Below are 13,731 nucleotides of genomic sequence, written 5' to 3'. Positions count from 1 at the left end.
TGTGCGGGTTCCTTGCGGCGTAATCGCTGCGCAAATCAGCTGGAGCCGGATGTCCCGTTCAATGACTTTTGATCCTGAGGGATTAACGGAGCTGCCTGGCCCCGTCGCTCATCTCTGCTGCGATGATGCTCAGATGGCAGACAAGGCGAGGCCGTTCGAAGGTCACTTCGTCGTCGGAGGAGCAGGCCTGTACGTGGCTAACGCCTGCCTGGGCCACGCCGTCGAATCGCGCACCGCCAGCCACGATCTCACCATCGGGTTGCCTCAACTCGACGCGACACCCGAACCATTTCCGCCGGGCCTTCGCCAACGGCTCGACATCGGTCCCTCGTTCCCTCGATGGGACTTGCTGCCGCCGAAGTGGACCTACGCTCCGCGAGATACGACCGAGCGCTTCGATGAAGAAGGGATGACGAATCCCGTCTGGGGCGGCGTGATGGACGACGGACGCGCCAAGGACGTCTATCCCGAGTCCGCAAGGGATTACGCCGTGATCTACCGCTGCCGCTTCGCCACGACACTCACAGCGGAGAACGGCGGAGAGTTCGAAGCGGCTGCTCGCGAGTTCCTCGGGGAGCTCGACGACTACTGGACACGGTTCACGTCGTGGGTAGGGATACTGACGGGGCAAGACTTCGTCGGCCTTGGCGGTGACCCAGCTGGGCTTACCCGAACGCGGCCTTTGTTCACCTGGACTGGTGATAAGGACGGGCAGCGCGCGGACGTGAGATGGCGATCGTTCCACTCACCCAACAGGGGCGTTTTCCAGCGCCAGCTGCAATTGGACGAGCTGCAATCGTGCGCGACCCTTGCCGGAGAGCAAGCACCGCCGGCCGAGTGGCTCCTCATCCGCGACGCACGCTCGCTCCTGGGCGCAGGCCAGAACCGCCGCGCCATCATTGACGCGGGGACCGCCGCAGAGCTTGCAATGACGGCCCTCATCGACGAAAGCCTAAACGACGCAGGGACTGACGAACGCGTGCGGAAGGCGTTGACGGACAGGTACGGTGCGCTCGAGGGGCGCCAAAAACTGCTGAGACTACTCAGCCCAGACATTCTCTCGGCCCAGCTGCAACGGGACCTCATCGAGCCGCGCAACCGGGCGACTCATGCCGGACGCGAATTCACCGACGCGCAGGCAGCGGCGGCCGTCAGCATGGCAACCAGCATCGTCGAAGCAGCGCGCCCGCTCGCAGGCCTGCTAGACCCAGGTAGCGCCCCCGCAACACGACGGGCCGAGATGTACTAGGCCAGAACACTCCGACACCTTGTGTTGCTGCGATTCCGCTTATCCCGACCGTCGGTTGACGCGAGGCGAGCGACAACCCGATGACCTTTTAGCTCGTTGATGGGCTGACCAATCCCAATCTCGCCGCGATTTCGCGGGCGACCTGGCGGCAATCTATCTGCGGTGCCCCCACAGCCGAAGCCATCAGGGCACTTGGCGCTAATGAGAGTAGAACGGCGTGAATTCGCCTGCGTCGGAGTAGGGGGCAAAAATTCGGGTTCGCCCGCCATCACCGGGTCGGGCGTGACTGCATACTGCAGCTGCTCGAAGGTCTGACAGATCTGCACCTGAAGACTCGAGGAGCAAAAGTCAACGACACCGTCTATCGCCACGACCCAAGCGCTAGGGGGCGGCTCGCCATGCTTGGTGCACGCCTCGCCCGCTGCAACTCAACGAAGACCCTTACTCGACGGGGCAGCTACCGTTCAAATCGCGTCTTAGGCCTCAAGTGTCAGCCCATCAGGGTAAAACAAGTGCCATCTAACGCCGCCTCACCTGCAAAAGTACTTGGTGCGCGATACTGGGATTGAACCAGTGACCTCTTCCGTGTCAGGGAAGCGCTCTCCCGCTGAGCTAATCGCGCCGGGGTCTATCTCGGAGGTGGAGACGGGAATCGAACCCGTGTGCACGGCTTTGCAGGCCGTTGCCTCACCACTCGGCCACTCCACCGCTGGGGTCATGCCTCTGCACCATCGAGCGGATGACGGGATTCGAACCCGCGACCCTCACCTTGGCAAGGTGATGCGCTACCAACTGCGCTACATCCGCACGCTACGGGCGAAAACGCCGCCCATTGCGAAGCACGACGATAGTGCATCGACGCGCGGCCACACAAATCCCCCCGAAGCCCCTGATGAGGTGCCGTCGACGGGGCCTCGCCGCCGCGGTCGGAGGGGCTGGCTACCCGACCATGCGAGGACATCGGTCCGACCCCGCGTCCACTAGCCGGGAGGGATCGCCTCCGTCGAGCGCGTGATGGGGTGCGGACGCTCCCCCGTCGCCGTCATGCGTCGGCACGCGAAACCCCTTCCGTGACAAGGCGTTCGTGGGGTCGCGCGCCCGCGTCCGCGCACACGGCGACCCCGGCCGTGACGGCAGCACGTGGCCGGGATTCCCGTGGCGCGTGGGCTGCGTGATAACCTTCGTCGTCCGTCGATCATCGGTCGACGACTCCCGGTCTCGTAGCTCAGTGGGAGAGCGTCCGCCTCACACGCGGAAGGTCGCTGGTTCGATACCAGCCGGGACCACCAGCACGACGGCGGGTCCACGGCGCATGACGCCGCGGATCGCCCGTTCGAGACGACGTACTCGCGCACGAACGACACCCCAGCGAGGTCTGCACAGTGACGGTTGCGCGATCCATCCTGCTGTTCGTCCTCGCCGCCGTCGCCGAGATCGGCGGAGCGTGGCTCATCTGGCAGGGCGTGCGCGAGCACCGCGGCTGGCTCTGGATGGGCGCCGGCATCGTCGCCCTGGGCGCCTACGGGTTCGTCGCCACCCTGCAACCCGATGCGCAGTTCGGCCGCATCCTCGCCGCCTACGGCGGGATCTTCGTCGCCGGCTCCCTGCTCTGGGGAATGGCCCTCGACGGATATCGTCCCGACCGGTGGGACGTCATCGGAGCTCTCATCTGCCTCGCCGGAGTTGGCGTCATCATGTACGCCCCACGCGGTATCTAAACGACCAATTGTCTGGCGGCGCAAGGCGTATCGCCCAGGAGCGGGGCTCTGCCACACACGAGCTGACCCCCAGCGCTCCCCGGCAACGGCGATCCGGCGCACCCTCGCCCGCACCGCCGCCCGGGCCGGAGCGAGACGTCACGAATTCGACACCGCAATCGTCGATCCCCTACGTGGGTTGCGGGAGGAAGATCGATGCATGTCGCGAAGGCCGATTGGAAACACCCTCGCCGACCATCATGGCGCCCGGGGGCATCACGTCTACCCGCTGGGCTACGGCGAATTCGTCTGCCGCTGTGGCCACGCGTGGAAGTTTCGCACGCCCCACACGATTATCGAGCTCACCCGGCGACGAAACGACCGCGACTGACCGTCCCGAACCCGCGCGACGAGCCACTCAATTTCCCTGCGGGACAGGCGATTTGGGTCGCCCGCTGCTCCGTCTACGAGATCTTGACGGTGGGACAGAAGACGGTGGTCGCCGCGCCCGCGAAGAGCTGCATCTGCTCGGGCCTCATGCTGATGTCGTTCTGGATCGCCGATGCGGCGTCCTGCACCCGCGTCGGCGACGACGAGCCCAGCGTCGAGCACGTGGACTGTGCGAGCCTCAGGGCCTGCGCCCTCGAGGTGAACGGCACCCCGTGGTCGGTGAGGTACTGCATGAACAGGTCCTGCTTTTGATCGACCGTCGGCGCCGGAGTGGCCGGGGCCGCCAGCACCGGTGCGGCGACGACGACCGCACCCGCGACTGCGCAGCACGCCCCCGCCACGACTCGTCTCATGGTTGCCATCACGGTAGCCATGATAGGCGCTACCCGAGGGTCCCGAACCGGATCGACCGCACCGCCCACCTGTAGCGAGGCGTCGAGTAGCAAACCGGCTCTGTCGCCTTGTCGGTGGGATGGTCAATACTTCGAGACGACGCCCCGCCGCGCGCTCTGGTCTGAACGCATCACACGGCGGGGCGTCGCTGAGCCTTGCTTCGCGATTGCACGTCGACAAAGCAGCGGGGCTCGTCGGACACATACCGCGGGCCGTCTCAGTCAAAACCTGTCTTTGCCGTCGACTACCCCCGCCGGCTTGCGGCAAGGTCGCGGCGCCAGCGCGATCCGGTGGGCTCGAGGACGGGGTCGCCGGCTGTCCGAACGGCATCGCCGAAAGTCCCCGTCGCAAAGACCATTGCCGCGAAGACCAATGGTTGCCACGGCTGACGATCCACGGTGGCGGTAGTAACTCGTTAGCAGGGCTCACACCGCCTGAGACCACCACATCCACCTCGGACGTCACACCTTCACCATCAACCGTGGCGTTTGCCAGATATGGATAATTACCGCAATCGTCTATTTCTGGCTATCCCTGAGAGTCTGTGCTTTCATGGATCTCGGGGCTTCGCTCGATCAGCAATCTCTGATCACGCGCAGCCTGCATGGGGGGATGAACATGACCGAATCGACAGATTCACACTCGTCGAATGAGGACGCGGGGCTCTGCGAACAGTGCCGGACCGCGCTCGTGTACGAACTCGGAGCAAACGAGGGCGGCGGCTTGCGCTACAGCGTGTCCTGCCCGTCGTGTCACACGACGTACTTCGACTTCTCGACCCCGCCCGTTCACCGGGCCGCTCCGCCGACGGACGCGGCGCCCGAACTGAAGAGGGACGCGGCACCGCCGAGCGACAGGCCCACGGCCCGCCCGCCTGACAGGCAGCTGGTAGCGCGGCGTCGCCGTCACGCAACCGTCTGAGCTGGCCCGGCTGCTGGCAGCGTCCTGACCGGAGACTCGCGGTCAACGACCCACCGACGTGGCGTTGGTGGCGACCGCTCAAACGATCGTCGGCACACAGCCCCGTCCTAGGTTGGCAAGACGCTGGCGATGCCCCCGCTGAGCTGCGGTGGAGTGCGGTCCGCGCCATCGAACTGTCAACGGACTTCCAGGTGCGATCCAGCTACTACCACCCCGTGACGGCGACACTGAGAACCACACCAGATACGTTTCAGGAGACGCTCATGAAGAAGGTCGCATTCGCGTTCGGACTGGCCGCCACGGCTGCGCTCGTCGCCCTCGCCCCCCTTGCCGGCGCGTCCGGATCGGGCGACAGCTCGTTGGATGGTCAGTACAAGCAACCCAACGTTCCCGCGGCCACCGTCGGGTCGACCGTCACCCAGGCGCCCACCGAGGTCGTCGAGACCGCAGCCAGCACTCTGGCCATTCCCTCGGCCGTCCCCTCGGTCAAGGCCGGCGCCTAGATCTCTTCGAAGAACATGTGAGTGCGCACTCACGGGTTTCGAACTCCGCCCCAAGAGGCATACCGCTGTCGAGTGCGGACGACCGCGCTGGGATATATGAGGAGTTGAAATCCATGAGCGCTCTCGACAAGGCGAAGAACAAGGTCGAAGACCTCGGCGGAAACGCCAAGGAAGCCGCTGGCAAGGCGACCGGCGACAAGGAGACCGAGAACGAAGGCAAGGTTGACCAGGTCAAGGCCAACCTCAAGGACGCTGGCGAGAAGGTCAAGGACGTCTTCAAGTAAGACCCGTGCGCGCGTGATCGGCCCGTCGCCCATTTGGGTGGCGGGCCGATCGGCGTTTCCTACCCGTAAAACACGCACGTCAAACTAACGGCGTGGTAAGTTTGCGCGCAGCGAACTATTTACCGGGGGGCCCAGTGTCAGTCGTCTTGCTCTACGCCTACCTCGGCGGCTGGGTGGTCACATCGATCCTGGCCGTCGCCATTTCCCAACGCCTGCGGCCCGCGGTCGACCCCGCTCCGCATCCTCGGATCCTGGCCCTCGTCGCCGGCGCAGCCTGGCCGGTTCTCGTGGTGGCGCTCGCGCAGGCCGGCGCTGTGGCGGTCGCCACGGAGATGCTCCACCGCGACGAGACGGTGCTGAGCTACGAAAGCTGACGGCTGTCGAGGCGGTCTCATTTCCGAAGACCGTCTAAGCTGTTGGGCATGTGGGTGATCCGAACGGTGGCCGCGTCGGCCCTCGCCGTCTCCATGGTGGGCAGTGCGCCCGGTCTCGCCAGCGCCGATCCGGCAGACCCGGCCTCCCCAACGGCGCCAGCCACGTCAGCCGCGGCGGCCCCGACTCCCCCGCCCGCCGCTCCCAAGACCACCATCGACGCCGACGGAACGTATGCAGTCGGCACCGACATCGCCCCCGGGATCTACACCTCGGCGGGCCCCGTCGGAAACGGCACGTGCTTCTGGCGGCGTTCCAGCAACCCTGACGATGCGACCATCGACAACGCGTTGTCCAAGAAGCCCCAGACCGTTCAGATCGATCCCACGGACAAGGCCTTCAAGACCAACGGTTGCCAGCCGTGGCAGTTGTCCACCGACGCGGCGCCGCCGCCCAGCGTGGCCCCCGCCCTCGCCGGACTGCAGCTCCAAGGATTCATGGCTCAGCTCAATCAGCGCGCAGCCGCGTCCGGCCAGACGCCCCCGCCCTGAGCGATCGACAGTGCTCTGACGCGACTGCACCCGCGAGGTCGCCGCGTCTGACACCATCGAGGACATGCCAGATCTCATCGAAGTCCAGCGGCGGATCGCCGCACCCCCGGCAGACGTCTTCTCCGTCCTGTGCGACCCGCAGGGCCACGTCGCCATCGACGCGACCGGCATGCTGCAGAGCGCCGACGGGAAACCCGTGACGGCCGTGGGTGATTCGTTCGTGGTGCACATGGATCGCGAGGCGCTCAACGACTTCCCCATGGGCAAGTACGACGTCACCGTGTCGATCACCGACTACGAGCCGGACCGGCTGATCGCATGGACCATCGAAGGTCAGATCAAGCCGCAGATCGGCCACGTCTACGGCTACCGGCTGGAGGCCGACGGCGCCGACACCGTGGTGACGTCGTTCTACGACTGGTCCAACATCGACCAGAAGTGGCGCGACGCCGGGATCTTCCCCGTCATCTCCGAGAGCGCGCTCCGCGGCACCCTCGGCATCCTGGATCGCACCGTGCGCCGCGGCTACCCGCGGGAATGAAACCCTCGCGAAAGCCGTAGCACCTCTCGTGAAACTCGACGATTCCGCACGGGGCCTCATCGGCGACGGTGCCGACGCCACGCTCGTCACGATCAACTCCGACGGCAGCCCGCAGGTGTCGGTGGTCTGGGTGGCGCTGCAGTCGACGCCCGAGGGCGACGAACTGGTCAGCGCCCATCTCAGCGAGTACCGCAAGACGCGCAACATCCGCCGCGACGGTCGCGTCGCGGTCACCATCCTCGGCTCGGCCCCACCCGGGCAGCAGAGGCCGTACCTGTCGGTCACCGGGACCGCCCGGATCGTCGAAGGCGGCGCGCCCGAACTGCTCACCGAGCTGGCCGAGGCGATGCTGGGGTCCAGCGAGCACTTCCCGCCCGCCAACGCTCCGGCCGGTCTGCTGACCCGGATCCGCATCGAGCGCGTGGGCGGCGTCGGCCCCTGGGCCTCCTGACGTCGATCCGCCCGTACCCACCGATGCGGTGTGCGATCATGCCAGGCATGCGTCGCTGGTTGACAGTCCTGCTCGCCACGACGGCCGTGGTGGCCGGGGTTCTCGTCGCGCCGACGCCGACCGCCCTCGCCGAAGCACCCATCGGCAGACTCGGCGACGTGCTGCACGTGGACTACATGAACGTCGTCGCCGACGTCGCGGTCACCGGCGTCAACCTGGTCGACGTGCCGCCCGGGTTCGGCCGCGCCCCCCTCGGGCCCCGCTATCAGGTGTATCGGGCAGACGTCACCGTGCACGTCATCAAGGCGCCCAACCCCTACATCACGTCGCTGTTCTTCGACTTCGAGGGCGTCACGCCGATCGCCGACGCCTACAAGCCGCGCAACACCGACGTCCCCGACGACCTGCGCACCCTGCTGCAGAACGCTCCCCCCGGGACGACGGTCAGCGGCGGCGTCTACTGGGACGTCTATCGCGACCTGGTCACCAACGTGAACCTGCTCGACAAGGTCACCGGCACGCACCTGGCCCAGTGGAATCTCACCTGACGGACGTCAGCCCGGCGGGCGAGGCCGATCTCCTCGAACTGGCCGACGTCGCCGCCCGCACCTTTCCCCTCGCCTGCCCTCCCGCGGCGCCCGCCGACGACGTCGCGGCGTTCATCGCCTCCCAGCTCTCGGCGGACGCGTTTCGCGACTACCTCGCCGACCCGCAGCGCACCGTGCTCGTCGCCCGCATCGACGGGCGAATCATGGGGTACGCCATGCTGATTCGCGGTGTCGTCGACGACGCCGACGTGCAGTCGGCCGTGCCCCTGCGGCCCGCCGTCGAGCTGTCCAAGATGTACGTGCTGCCCGACGGTCACGGCGCCGGTGTCTCGGCTCAGCTGATGACCGCGGCCCTCGACGTGGCCCGCACCCTCGGCGCGGCGTGCGTCTGGCTCGGCGTCAACCAGGAAAACCAACGCGCACAACGGTTCTACGCCAAGCACGGCTTCGCCGTCCGCGGCACCAAGACGTTTCGGCTCGGCGGCCGCGTCGAGGACGACTACGTGATGGTGTCCCCGCTGACCCCCTAGTGGCCGCCGGCCGCGGTCAGCGCGAGCAGTCGTGACGTCGCCCGCAGGTACTTCTTGCGAAAGCCGCCGGCCAGCATCTCCTCGCCGAACACGGTGTCCAGCTTGGCGCCGGACGCGACCACCGGGATCCCCGCGTCGTACAGCCGGTCGGTCAGCGCCACCAGCCGTAGCGCGACGCTCTGATCGTCGAGCCGGTGCACTCCGGTGATGAACACCTCGGTCACGCCGTCGATCAGCGCTTGATACCGCGAGGGGTGCATCGTCGCCAGGTGTGCACAGAGCGCGTCGAAGTCGTCGAGGGTCGCACCCGCCCGGTCCGCGGCCTCGGCACGCACCTCGTCGTCGGACGGGGGCACCGGCGCGGGTGGCAGATCGCGGTGCCGGTAGTCCGGACCCTCGATCCGGACGGTCGTGAATATCGCTGCGAGCGTGTTGATCTCGCGCAGGAAGTCCTGCGCGGCGAACCGGCCCTCGCCGAGCTGCTCGGGCAGCGTGTTCGACGTCGCCGCGATGGACACGCCCCGCTCGACGAGGGCGGACAGCAGTCGCGAGATCAGGGTCGTGTTGCCCGGGTCGTCGAGCTCGAACTCGTCGATGCAGACCACGACGTAGTCGGCGAGCAGGTCGATGCATTCGACGAACCCGAACACCCCGGCCAACTGGGTCAACTCCCCGAAGGTGGCGAACGCGGCGGGGCCGGCATTCGCCCCGGCCAGCGTGTAGTACGTCGAGGCGAGCAGGTGGGTCTTGCCGACGCCGAAGCCGCCGTCGAGGTACAGCCCCACTCCCGGCAGCACCTCGCGCTTGCCGAACAACTTCTTCTTCCCCGCCCGGCGCTGCACCGCCTCGTCGCAGAACGCCCGACACGAACTCACGGCCGCCGTCTGCGTTGGCTCGGCCGGATCGGGCCGGTAGGAGTCGAAGCTGACGTCGGCGAACGTGGGCGGGGGCACCAGCGCCTCGACGAGTCGCTCCGGGGTCACCTTCGGATGCCGATCGGTCAGATGATCGACGCCGTTGGCCCCAGACATGAGGGCACTGTAGCGACGTGCTGCAATGGTCTACGTGTCCGATGCCGATGCTGCGACCGAGCTCACAGCGCTGGGTCCCGCGGGGAGCGCGTTCGACACCGACGACGACGCGCGGTTGGCCGCGTTCTACTCCTACCCGCAGGACCTCGACCGCTGCTGGGTGCGCGCCAACATGATCGCCAGCCTCGACGGCGGGGCCACCGACGACGGGAAGTCGGGCGGGCTGGCGGGCCCCGGCGACAAGGCGCTGTTCTCCCGCATGCGCCAGGAGGCCGACGTCATCCTGGTCGGCGCGTCGACCGTGCGCATCGAGAACTACTCCGGCGCACAGATGTCGCTGGCCGAGCGCCGGGAGCGTCAGCAACGCGGGCAGGCCGAGCTGCCGCCGATCGCCGTCATCACCCACGGCGCCGACTTCGAGCACGACGCCAAGATCTTCACCCGCACCGAGGTGCCCCCGCTGATCGTGACGTCCCGCGACAGCGTCGAGGACGCGCGCAGCCGCTTCGCCGCGGTGGCCGAGGTGATCGATGCCTCGGGCGCCCATTCCGACCGGGTCGACGTCGGCGTCGTCCTCGCGACGCTGGCTGAACGCGGCCTGCGACGCGTGCTCTGCGAGGGCGGTCCGGGGATCATCAGCCTCCTCATCGAGAACGAGCTGCTCGACGAGCTGTGCATGACGATCGCGCCGGTCCTCGTCGGCGGGCAGGCCCGGCGCATCGCCGCCGGCTCGGGCGAGGCGCACACCCGGATGCGACGCAGCCACCTGTTGAGCGACGACGAGGGCTACCTCTACACGCGCTACGTCAAGGACGAGTGAGCCGGCAGCTGGACGGGACGCCGCTCGATGATCGCTAGTGTGGTCGGCATGCGTCGGCGCCATCAGCTACTCAGGGCCCTCTGCCTGCCCGCCGTGGCGGCCGTCGTGCTCGCCGGCTGCGCGCCGGGACTGGCCGCCAATCCCCGCTTCGCCACCGACACCGGCGCCGGCCCGCAGGGCGCCCCGCTGAGCACCCCCGCCCCCGCCGGCCCGCCGCCGATCGACGCCCCCAAGAACGACGACAAGCTCAACTGGCACGACTGCACGGCGCGCCTGTTCGGCCAGGCGGCCGTCCCCGCCGTGCCCGGCGTGACGCTCGAATGCGGCGGTTACGACGCCGACCTCGATCCGATCAACGGGGCGACGGGGACGATCAGCATCGGGGTGGTCCGGGCGAAGTCGGCCGCGACGCCCCCCACCGCGGGACCACTGGTCATGACGACCGGAACCGATCTGCCCTCGTCAGACCAGCTGCCGGTATGGCTGACCCACGGCGGTCTCGACGTGCTCAAGACCAACCCCGTCGTCGCCGTCGACCGCCGCGGCCTCGGCCTGTCGGGCAGCCTGGACTGCCGCGACCTGTTCAGCCGCCAGGAGATGCTCGACCAGGCGCAGTTCGCGTCGGGTGACGACCCCGTGGCCAACCTCAGCGCCATCGTCCAGACCGCCACGACCAACTGCACCGACACGATCGCACCCGGTGACTCGTCCTACGACAATGCCCACGCCGCCGAGGATCTCGAGCGGTTGCGCAGCACGTGGGACGTGCCCACGATCGCGCTGCTCGGCGTCGGCAACGGCGCGCAGGTGGCGCTCGCCTACGCGGGGGCCCATCCGAACAAGGTGTCGCGCCTCGTGCTCGACTCGCCGCTGCCGCTCGGCATCGCCGCCGAGGCGAGGGCCGAACAGAAGGTCAAGGGCCAGCAGGCCGCGCTCGACGCGTTCGTCGGGCAGTGCGTGGCGTCGAACTGCCCCCTGGGCCCCGACCCCAAGGGCGCGATCGACGCGCTGCTGGCCAGTGCCCGCCAGGGCGCCGGACCGGGCGGGGTCTCGGTAGCCGCGCTCACCGACGCCATCGCCACGGCGCTGGCGTTTCCCCGCGGCGACTTCGTCAGCTCGACCAACGCGCTGGCGGGCACCCTCGCCGCGGCCCGCAACGGGGACGCGAGCCAGCTCAACGACTTGGTCAACGACGTCGAGACGCTGCGCAAGACGGACGGACAGTTCGTCAACGGCTGCAGCGATGCGCTCAACCGGCCCACGCCCGACCGGGTCCGCGAACTGGTCGTGCAATGGAACAAGCTCTACCCGGAGTTCGGCACCGTCGGCGCCCTCGATCTGGTCAATTGCCTTGCCTGGCCCAGTGGTTCGACGCCCCCGGACCCGCAGAACCTCAAGATTCCCGTCCTGCTGCTCGGCGTCCAGAACGACCCGATCGTCGGCAACGAGGGCGTGGCCGCCGTCGCGGCGACGATCATCAACGCCGGCGCGAACAGCCGCCGAGTCATGTGGCAGGGCGTCGGCCACGGCGCCAGCATCTATTCGGCGTGCGCGATCCCGCCCGTGCAGTCCTACCTCAAGACCGGGAAGGTCCCCCAGACCGACACGTACTGCCCTGCCTAGCGCAGACGCGTCAGAGACCCGGTGTACGGTGCGCTGGTGGCGTTGCCAGACACCCTGTTGAGGGCCTTCCGGCCCCGCACCGCACCGCAGAGCGCGGCGTCCGTCCTGCGATCGGCGCTGTGGCCCATCGCCCTCGTCTCGGTGATCCACCGCAGCTACGTGCTGGGCACCAACGGGTACATCACCGACGACTTCGGGCCGGTGTACCGCGCGGTCACCAACTTCAAGCGTGGCCTCGACATCTACAACGAGCACTTCGATCAGGTGGACCCGCACTATCTGTACCCACCGGGTGGCACGTTGCTGCTCTCGCCGTTCGGCTACCTCCCGGTCACGGCGGCCCGGTACTGGTTCATCACGTTCAACACCATCGCGATCGTGCTGGCGGCGTACTTCCTGCTGCGGCTGTTCGGCTACGCGCTGTCCTCGGTCGCGGCCCCGGCCCTGCTGCTCGCCATGTTCTGCACCGAAAGCGTCACCAACACACTGGTCTTCACCAACGTCAACGGGTGCATCCTGTTCTGCGAGGTGCTGTTCTTCCGGTGGCTGCTCGACGGCAAGGTGCGCCACCAATGGTTGGCGGGCGTCGCGGTCGGTCTGACCCTGGTGATCAAACCCTCGCTGGCGCCACTGCTGTTGCTGCCGTTGCTGAATCGGCAGTGGCGGGCACTGGTCACCGCCATCGGCGTGCCCCTGCTCTTTAACGCGGTCGCCTGGCCCCTGGTCAGCGATCCGATGAACTTCGTCCGCCGGACCGTGCCCTACATCTTCTCGACCCGTGACTACTTCAACAGCTCGATCCAGGGCAACGGCATCTACTACGGCCTCCCCGTGTGGCTGATCCTGGTGTTGCGCATCATCTTCGGGCTCCTCGCGCTCGGAAGCCTGTGGCTGCTCTACCGGTACTACCGCGAGCGCGACCCGATGTTCTGGATGCTGACGTCCTCGGGTGTGCTGCTGGTGGCCTCGTTCCTGGTGCTCTCCCTCGGCCAGGCCTACTACTCGATGATGCTGTTCCCGTTCCTCATGACGGTGGTGCTGCCCAACTCGGTGCTGCGCAACTGGGTGGCGTGGCTCGCGATCTACGGCTTCATGACCATGGACCGCTGGCTGCTCATCTACTGGGTCAGCACGGGGCGGTACCTGGAGTACATGAAGATCACCTACGGCTGGTCGCTGATGCTCGTCGTGGTGTTCTGCGTGCTGTACTTCCGCTACCTCGACGCCAAGGGCGAGGGCCGCCTCGACCGCGGCCTCGATCCGCCGTGGATGACGACGGCGCGGGACCGCGCTAGCGTTGGGGTATGACGGCCCCCAGCCCACGAGCCAAGGTTCAGCTGACCAACGACGAATGGCGCCAGAAGTTGACGCCGCAGGAGTTCGCCGTGTTGCGTCAGGCAGGCACCGAGCGTCCCTTCACCGGTGAGTACACCGACACCAAGACCACGGGTGTCTACGAGTGCCGCGCCTGCGGGGCCGAGCTCTTCCGTAGCACGGAGAAGTTCGAATCCCATTGCGGCTGGCCGTCGTTCTTCGACCCGGCCGATTCCGACGCCGTCGTCCTGCGCTCCGACGACTCCGGCGGCATGCATCGCGTCGAGGTGTTGTGCGCCAACTGCCATAGCCACCTCGGTCACGTCTTCGAAGGAGAGGGCTACCCCACTCCGACCGATCAGCGCTACTGCATCAACTCAATTTGCCTACGGTTGGTCCCGGCCACCGGTTGATCCCGCGAGCAGACGCAAACGGCCCTGAAATGGGCTCATC

At 67.4% G+C, this 13,731-nt stretch carries 16 protein-coding genes and 4 tRNA genes; 15 read left to right on the top strand and 5 right to left on the bottom strand.

Going from position 1 to position 13,731, the window contains the following annotated elements; genetic code table 11:
* The first annotated feature begins 133 nt into the window (after positions 1-133).
* Positions 134-1,249 (top strand): hypothetical protein, encoded by a 1,116-nt coding sequence (locus tag G6N60_RS11860; RefSeq protein ID WP_163736995.1) that lies wholly within the window; start codon positions 134-136, stop codon positions 1,247-1,249.
* A 547-nt stretch (positions 1,250-1,796) separates the two neighbouring features.
* On the opposite strand, the gene G6N60_RS11855 is transcribed toward G6N60_RS11860, so the two are convergent.
* The 3 genes from G6N60_RS11855 to G6N60_RS11845 all read right to left on the bottom strand — a co-directional run bounded on the left by G6N60_RS11855 (position 1,797) and on the right by G6N60_RS11845 (position 2,056).
* Positions 1,797-1,871, bottom strand: a tRNA-Val gene (locus tag G6N60_RS11855).
* 15 nt (positions 1,872-1,886) lie between these two features.
* Positions 1,887-1,957, bottom strand: a tRNA-Cys gene (locus G6N60_RS11850).
* A 26-nt stretch (positions 1,958-1,983) separates the two neighbouring features.
* A tRNA-Gly gene (locus tag G6N60_RS11845) sits at positions 1,984-2,056 on the bottom strand.
* Between the two features lie 407 nt (positions 2,057-2,463).
* Between G6N60_RS11845 and G6N60_RS11840 the strand changes: the two genes are divergently transcribed.
* Positions 2,464-2,538 (top strand) — tRNA-Val (locus G6N60_RS11840).
* A 93-nt stretch (positions 2,539-2,631) separates the two neighbouring features.
* Complete coding sequence (locus G6N60_RS11835; protein WP_163736990.1) at positions 2,632-2,967, top strand: YnfA family protein; 336 nt, start codon at positions 2,632-2,634, stop codon at positions 2,965-2,967.
* A gap of 443 nt (positions 2,968-3,410) precedes the next feature.
* Here G6N60_RS11835 and G6N60_RS11830 read toward each other — a convergent pair whose 3' ends face one another.
* Entirely contained in the window at positions 3,411-3,749 is a 339-nt protein-coding gene (locus tag G6N60_RS11830) for a DUF732 domain-containing protein (RefSeq protein WP_163736987.1), read from the bottom strand.
* Between the two features lie 1,224 nt (positions 3,750-4,973).
* On the opposite strand from G6N60_RS11830, the gene G6N60_RS11825 reads away from it, so the two are divergent.
* The 8 genes from G6N60_RS11825 (at position 4,974) to G6N60_RS11790 (ending at position 8,490) form a co-directional block, all read left to right on the top strand.
* Complete coding sequence (locus tag G6N60_RS11825) at positions 4,974-5,213, top strand: hypothetical protein (protein WP_163736984.1); 240 nt, start codon at positions 4,974-4,976, stop codon at positions 5,211-5,213.
* 113 nt (positions 5,214-5,326) lie between these two features.
* Positions 5,327-5,497, top strand: a complete 171-nt coding sequence (locus G6N60_RS11820; RefSeq protein ID WP_163736981.1) for a CsbD family protein — start codon at positions 5,327-5,329, stop codon at positions 5,495-5,497.
* 134 nt (positions 5,498-5,631) lie between these two features.
* The gene (locus G6N60_RS11815) at positions 5,632-5,871 is read left to right on the top strand and encodes a hypothetical protein (RefSeq protein WP_163736977.1); all 240 of its coding nucleotides are present in this window, start codon (positions 5,632-5,634) and stop codon (positions 5,869-5,871) included.
* 48 nt (positions 5,872-5,919) lie between these two features.
* Positions 5,920-6,420 carry an Rv1352/Rv1906c domain-containing protein gene (locus tag G6N60_RS11810; RefSeq protein ID WP_163736974.1) on the top strand — a complete coding sequence of 167 codons (501 nt, stop codon included), beginning with the start codon at positions 5,920-5,922 and terminating at the stop codon, positions 6,418-6,420.
* A 64-nt stretch (positions 6,421-6,484) separates the two neighbouring features.
* Positions 6,485-6,961, top strand: a complete 477-nt coding sequence (locus G6N60_RS11805; RefSeq protein WP_163736971.1) for an SRPBCC family protein — start codon at positions 6,485-6,487, stop codon at positions 6,959-6,961.
* Positions 6,962-6,989: 28 nt separating this feature from the next.
* The gene (locus tag G6N60_RS11800) at positions 6,990-7,412 is read left to right on the top strand and encodes a PPOX class F420-dependent oxidoreductase (RefSeq protein ID WP_163736968.1); all 423 of its coding nucleotides are present in this window, start codon (positions 6,990-6,992) and stop codon (positions 7,410-7,412) included.
* 47 nt (positions 7,413-7,459) lie between these two features.
* Complete coding sequence (locus tag G6N60_RS11795; RefSeq protein WP_179969680.1) at positions 7,460-7,960, top strand: hypothetical protein; 501 nt, start codon at positions 7,460-7,462, stop codon at positions 7,958-7,960.
* Positions 7,945-8,490: a GNAT family N-acetyltransferase gene (locus G6N60_RS11790; protein WP_163736962.1), complete on the top strand. Its 546-nt coding sequence runs from the start codon at positions 7,945-7,947 to the stop codon at positions 8,488-8,490. Before G6N60_RS11795 ends, G6N60_RS11790 begins: the two co-directional genes overlap by 16 nt.
* Here G6N60_RS11790 and zapE read toward each other — a convergent pair.
* On the bottom strand, positions 8,487-9,521 hold the full coding sequence (gene zapE, locus G6N60_RS11785; RefSeq protein WP_163736958.1) for a cell division protein ZapE: 1,035 nt from the start codon (positions 9,519-9,521) through the stop codon (positions 8,487-8,489). The genes G6N60_RS11790 and zapE overlap by 4 nt on opposite strands.
* A 25-nt stretch (positions 9,522-9,546) precedes the next feature.
* Here zapE and G6N60_RS11780 point away from each other — a divergent pair, with 25 nt between their 5' ends.
* The 4 genes from G6N60_RS11780 to msrB are packed head-to-tail and all read left to right on the top strand — an operon-like array spanning position 9,547 to position 13,691.
* Positions 9,547-10,341 carry a pyrimidine reductase family protein gene (locus tag G6N60_RS11780; RefSeq protein WP_163736955.1) on the top strand — a complete coding sequence of 265 codons (795 nt, stop codon included), beginning with the start codon at positions 9,547-9,549 and terminating at the stop codon, positions 10,339-10,341.
* Positions 10,342-10,389: 48 nt separating this feature from the next.
* Complete coding sequence (locus G6N60_RS11775; protein WP_163736952.1) at positions 10,390-11,964, top strand: alpha/beta hydrolase; 1,575 nt, start codon at positions 10,390-10,392, stop codon at positions 11,962-11,964.
* Positions 11,965-11,985: 21 nt separating this feature from the next.
* Positions 11,986-13,272, top strand: a complete 1,287-nt coding sequence (aftC, locus tag G6N60_RS11770) for an arabinofuranan 3-O-arabinosyltransferase (RefSeq protein WP_163736949.1) — start codon at positions 11,986-11,988, stop codon at positions 13,270-13,272.
* On the top strand, positions 13,269-13,691 hold the full coding sequence (msrB, locus tag G6N60_RS11765) for a peptide-methionine (R)-S-oxide reductase MsrB (protein WP_163736946.1): 423 nt from the start codon (positions 13,269-13,271) through the stop codon (positions 13,689-13,691). Before aftC ends, msrB begins: the two co-directional genes overlap by 4 nt.
* The last annotated feature ends 40 nt before the right edge of the window (positions 13,692-13,731 follow it).

This window comes from Mycolicibacterium madagascariense, from assembly GCF_010729665.1.
GTDB lineage: Bacteria > Actinomycetota > Actinomycetes > Mycobacteriales > Mycobacteriaceae > Mycobacterium > Mycobacterium madagascariense.
The sequence above is the reverse complement of the archived record's forward strand: the minus strand, read 5'-3'. Positions and strand labels throughout refer to the sequence as shown.

What these genes read in the sequence shown, in the direction of transcription:
- G6N60_RS11860 (WP_163736995.1), top strand. Translation starts at nt 134, where the DNA reads ATGGCAGACAAGGCGAGGCCGTTCGAAGGTCACTTCGTCGTCGGAGGA.
- G6N60_RS11830 (WP_163736987.1), bottom strand. Translation starts at nt 3,749, where the DNA reads ATGAGACGAGTCGTGGCGGGGGCGTGCTGCGCAGTCGCGGGTGCGGTC.
- G6N60_RS11825 (WP_163736984.1), top strand. Translation starts at nt 4,974, where the DNA reads ATGAAGAAGGTCGCATTCGCGTTCGGACTGGCCGCCACGGCTGCGCTC.
- G6N60_RS11820 (WP_163736981.1), top strand. Translation starts at nt 5,327, where the DNA reads ATGAGCGCTCTCGACAAGGCGAAGAACAAGGTCGAAGACCTCGGCGGA.
- G6N60_RS11810 (WP_163736974.1), top strand. Translation starts at nt 5,920, where the DNA reads ATGTGGGTGATCCGAACGGTGGCCGCGTCGGCCCTCGCCGTCTCCATG.
- G6N60_RS11805 (WP_163736971.1), top strand. Translation starts at nt 6,485, where the DNA reads ATGCCAGATCTCATCGAAGTCCAGCGGCGGATCGCCGCACCCCCGGCA.
- G6N60_RS11795 (WP_179969680.1), top strand. Translation starts at nt 7,460, where the DNA reads ATGCGTCGCTGGTTGACAGTCCTGCTCGCCACGACGGCCGTGGTGGCC.
- zapE (WP_163736958.1), bottom strand. Translation starts at nt 9,521, where the DNA reads ATGTCTGGGGCCAACGGCGTCGATCATCTGACCGATCGGCATCCGAAG.
- G6N60_RS11780 (WP_163736955.1), top strand. Translation starts at nt 9,547, where the DNA reads ATGGTCTACGTGTCCGATGCCGATGCTGCGACCGAGCTCACAGCGCTG.
- G6N60_RS11775 (WP_163736952.1), top strand. Translation starts at nt 10,390, where the DNA reads ATGCGTCGGCGCCATCAGCTACTCAGGGCCCTCTGCCTGCCCGCCGTG.
- msrB (WP_163736946.1), top strand. Translation starts at nt 13,269, where the DNA reads ATGACGGCCCCCAGCCCACGAGCCAAGGTTCAGCTGACCAACGACGAA.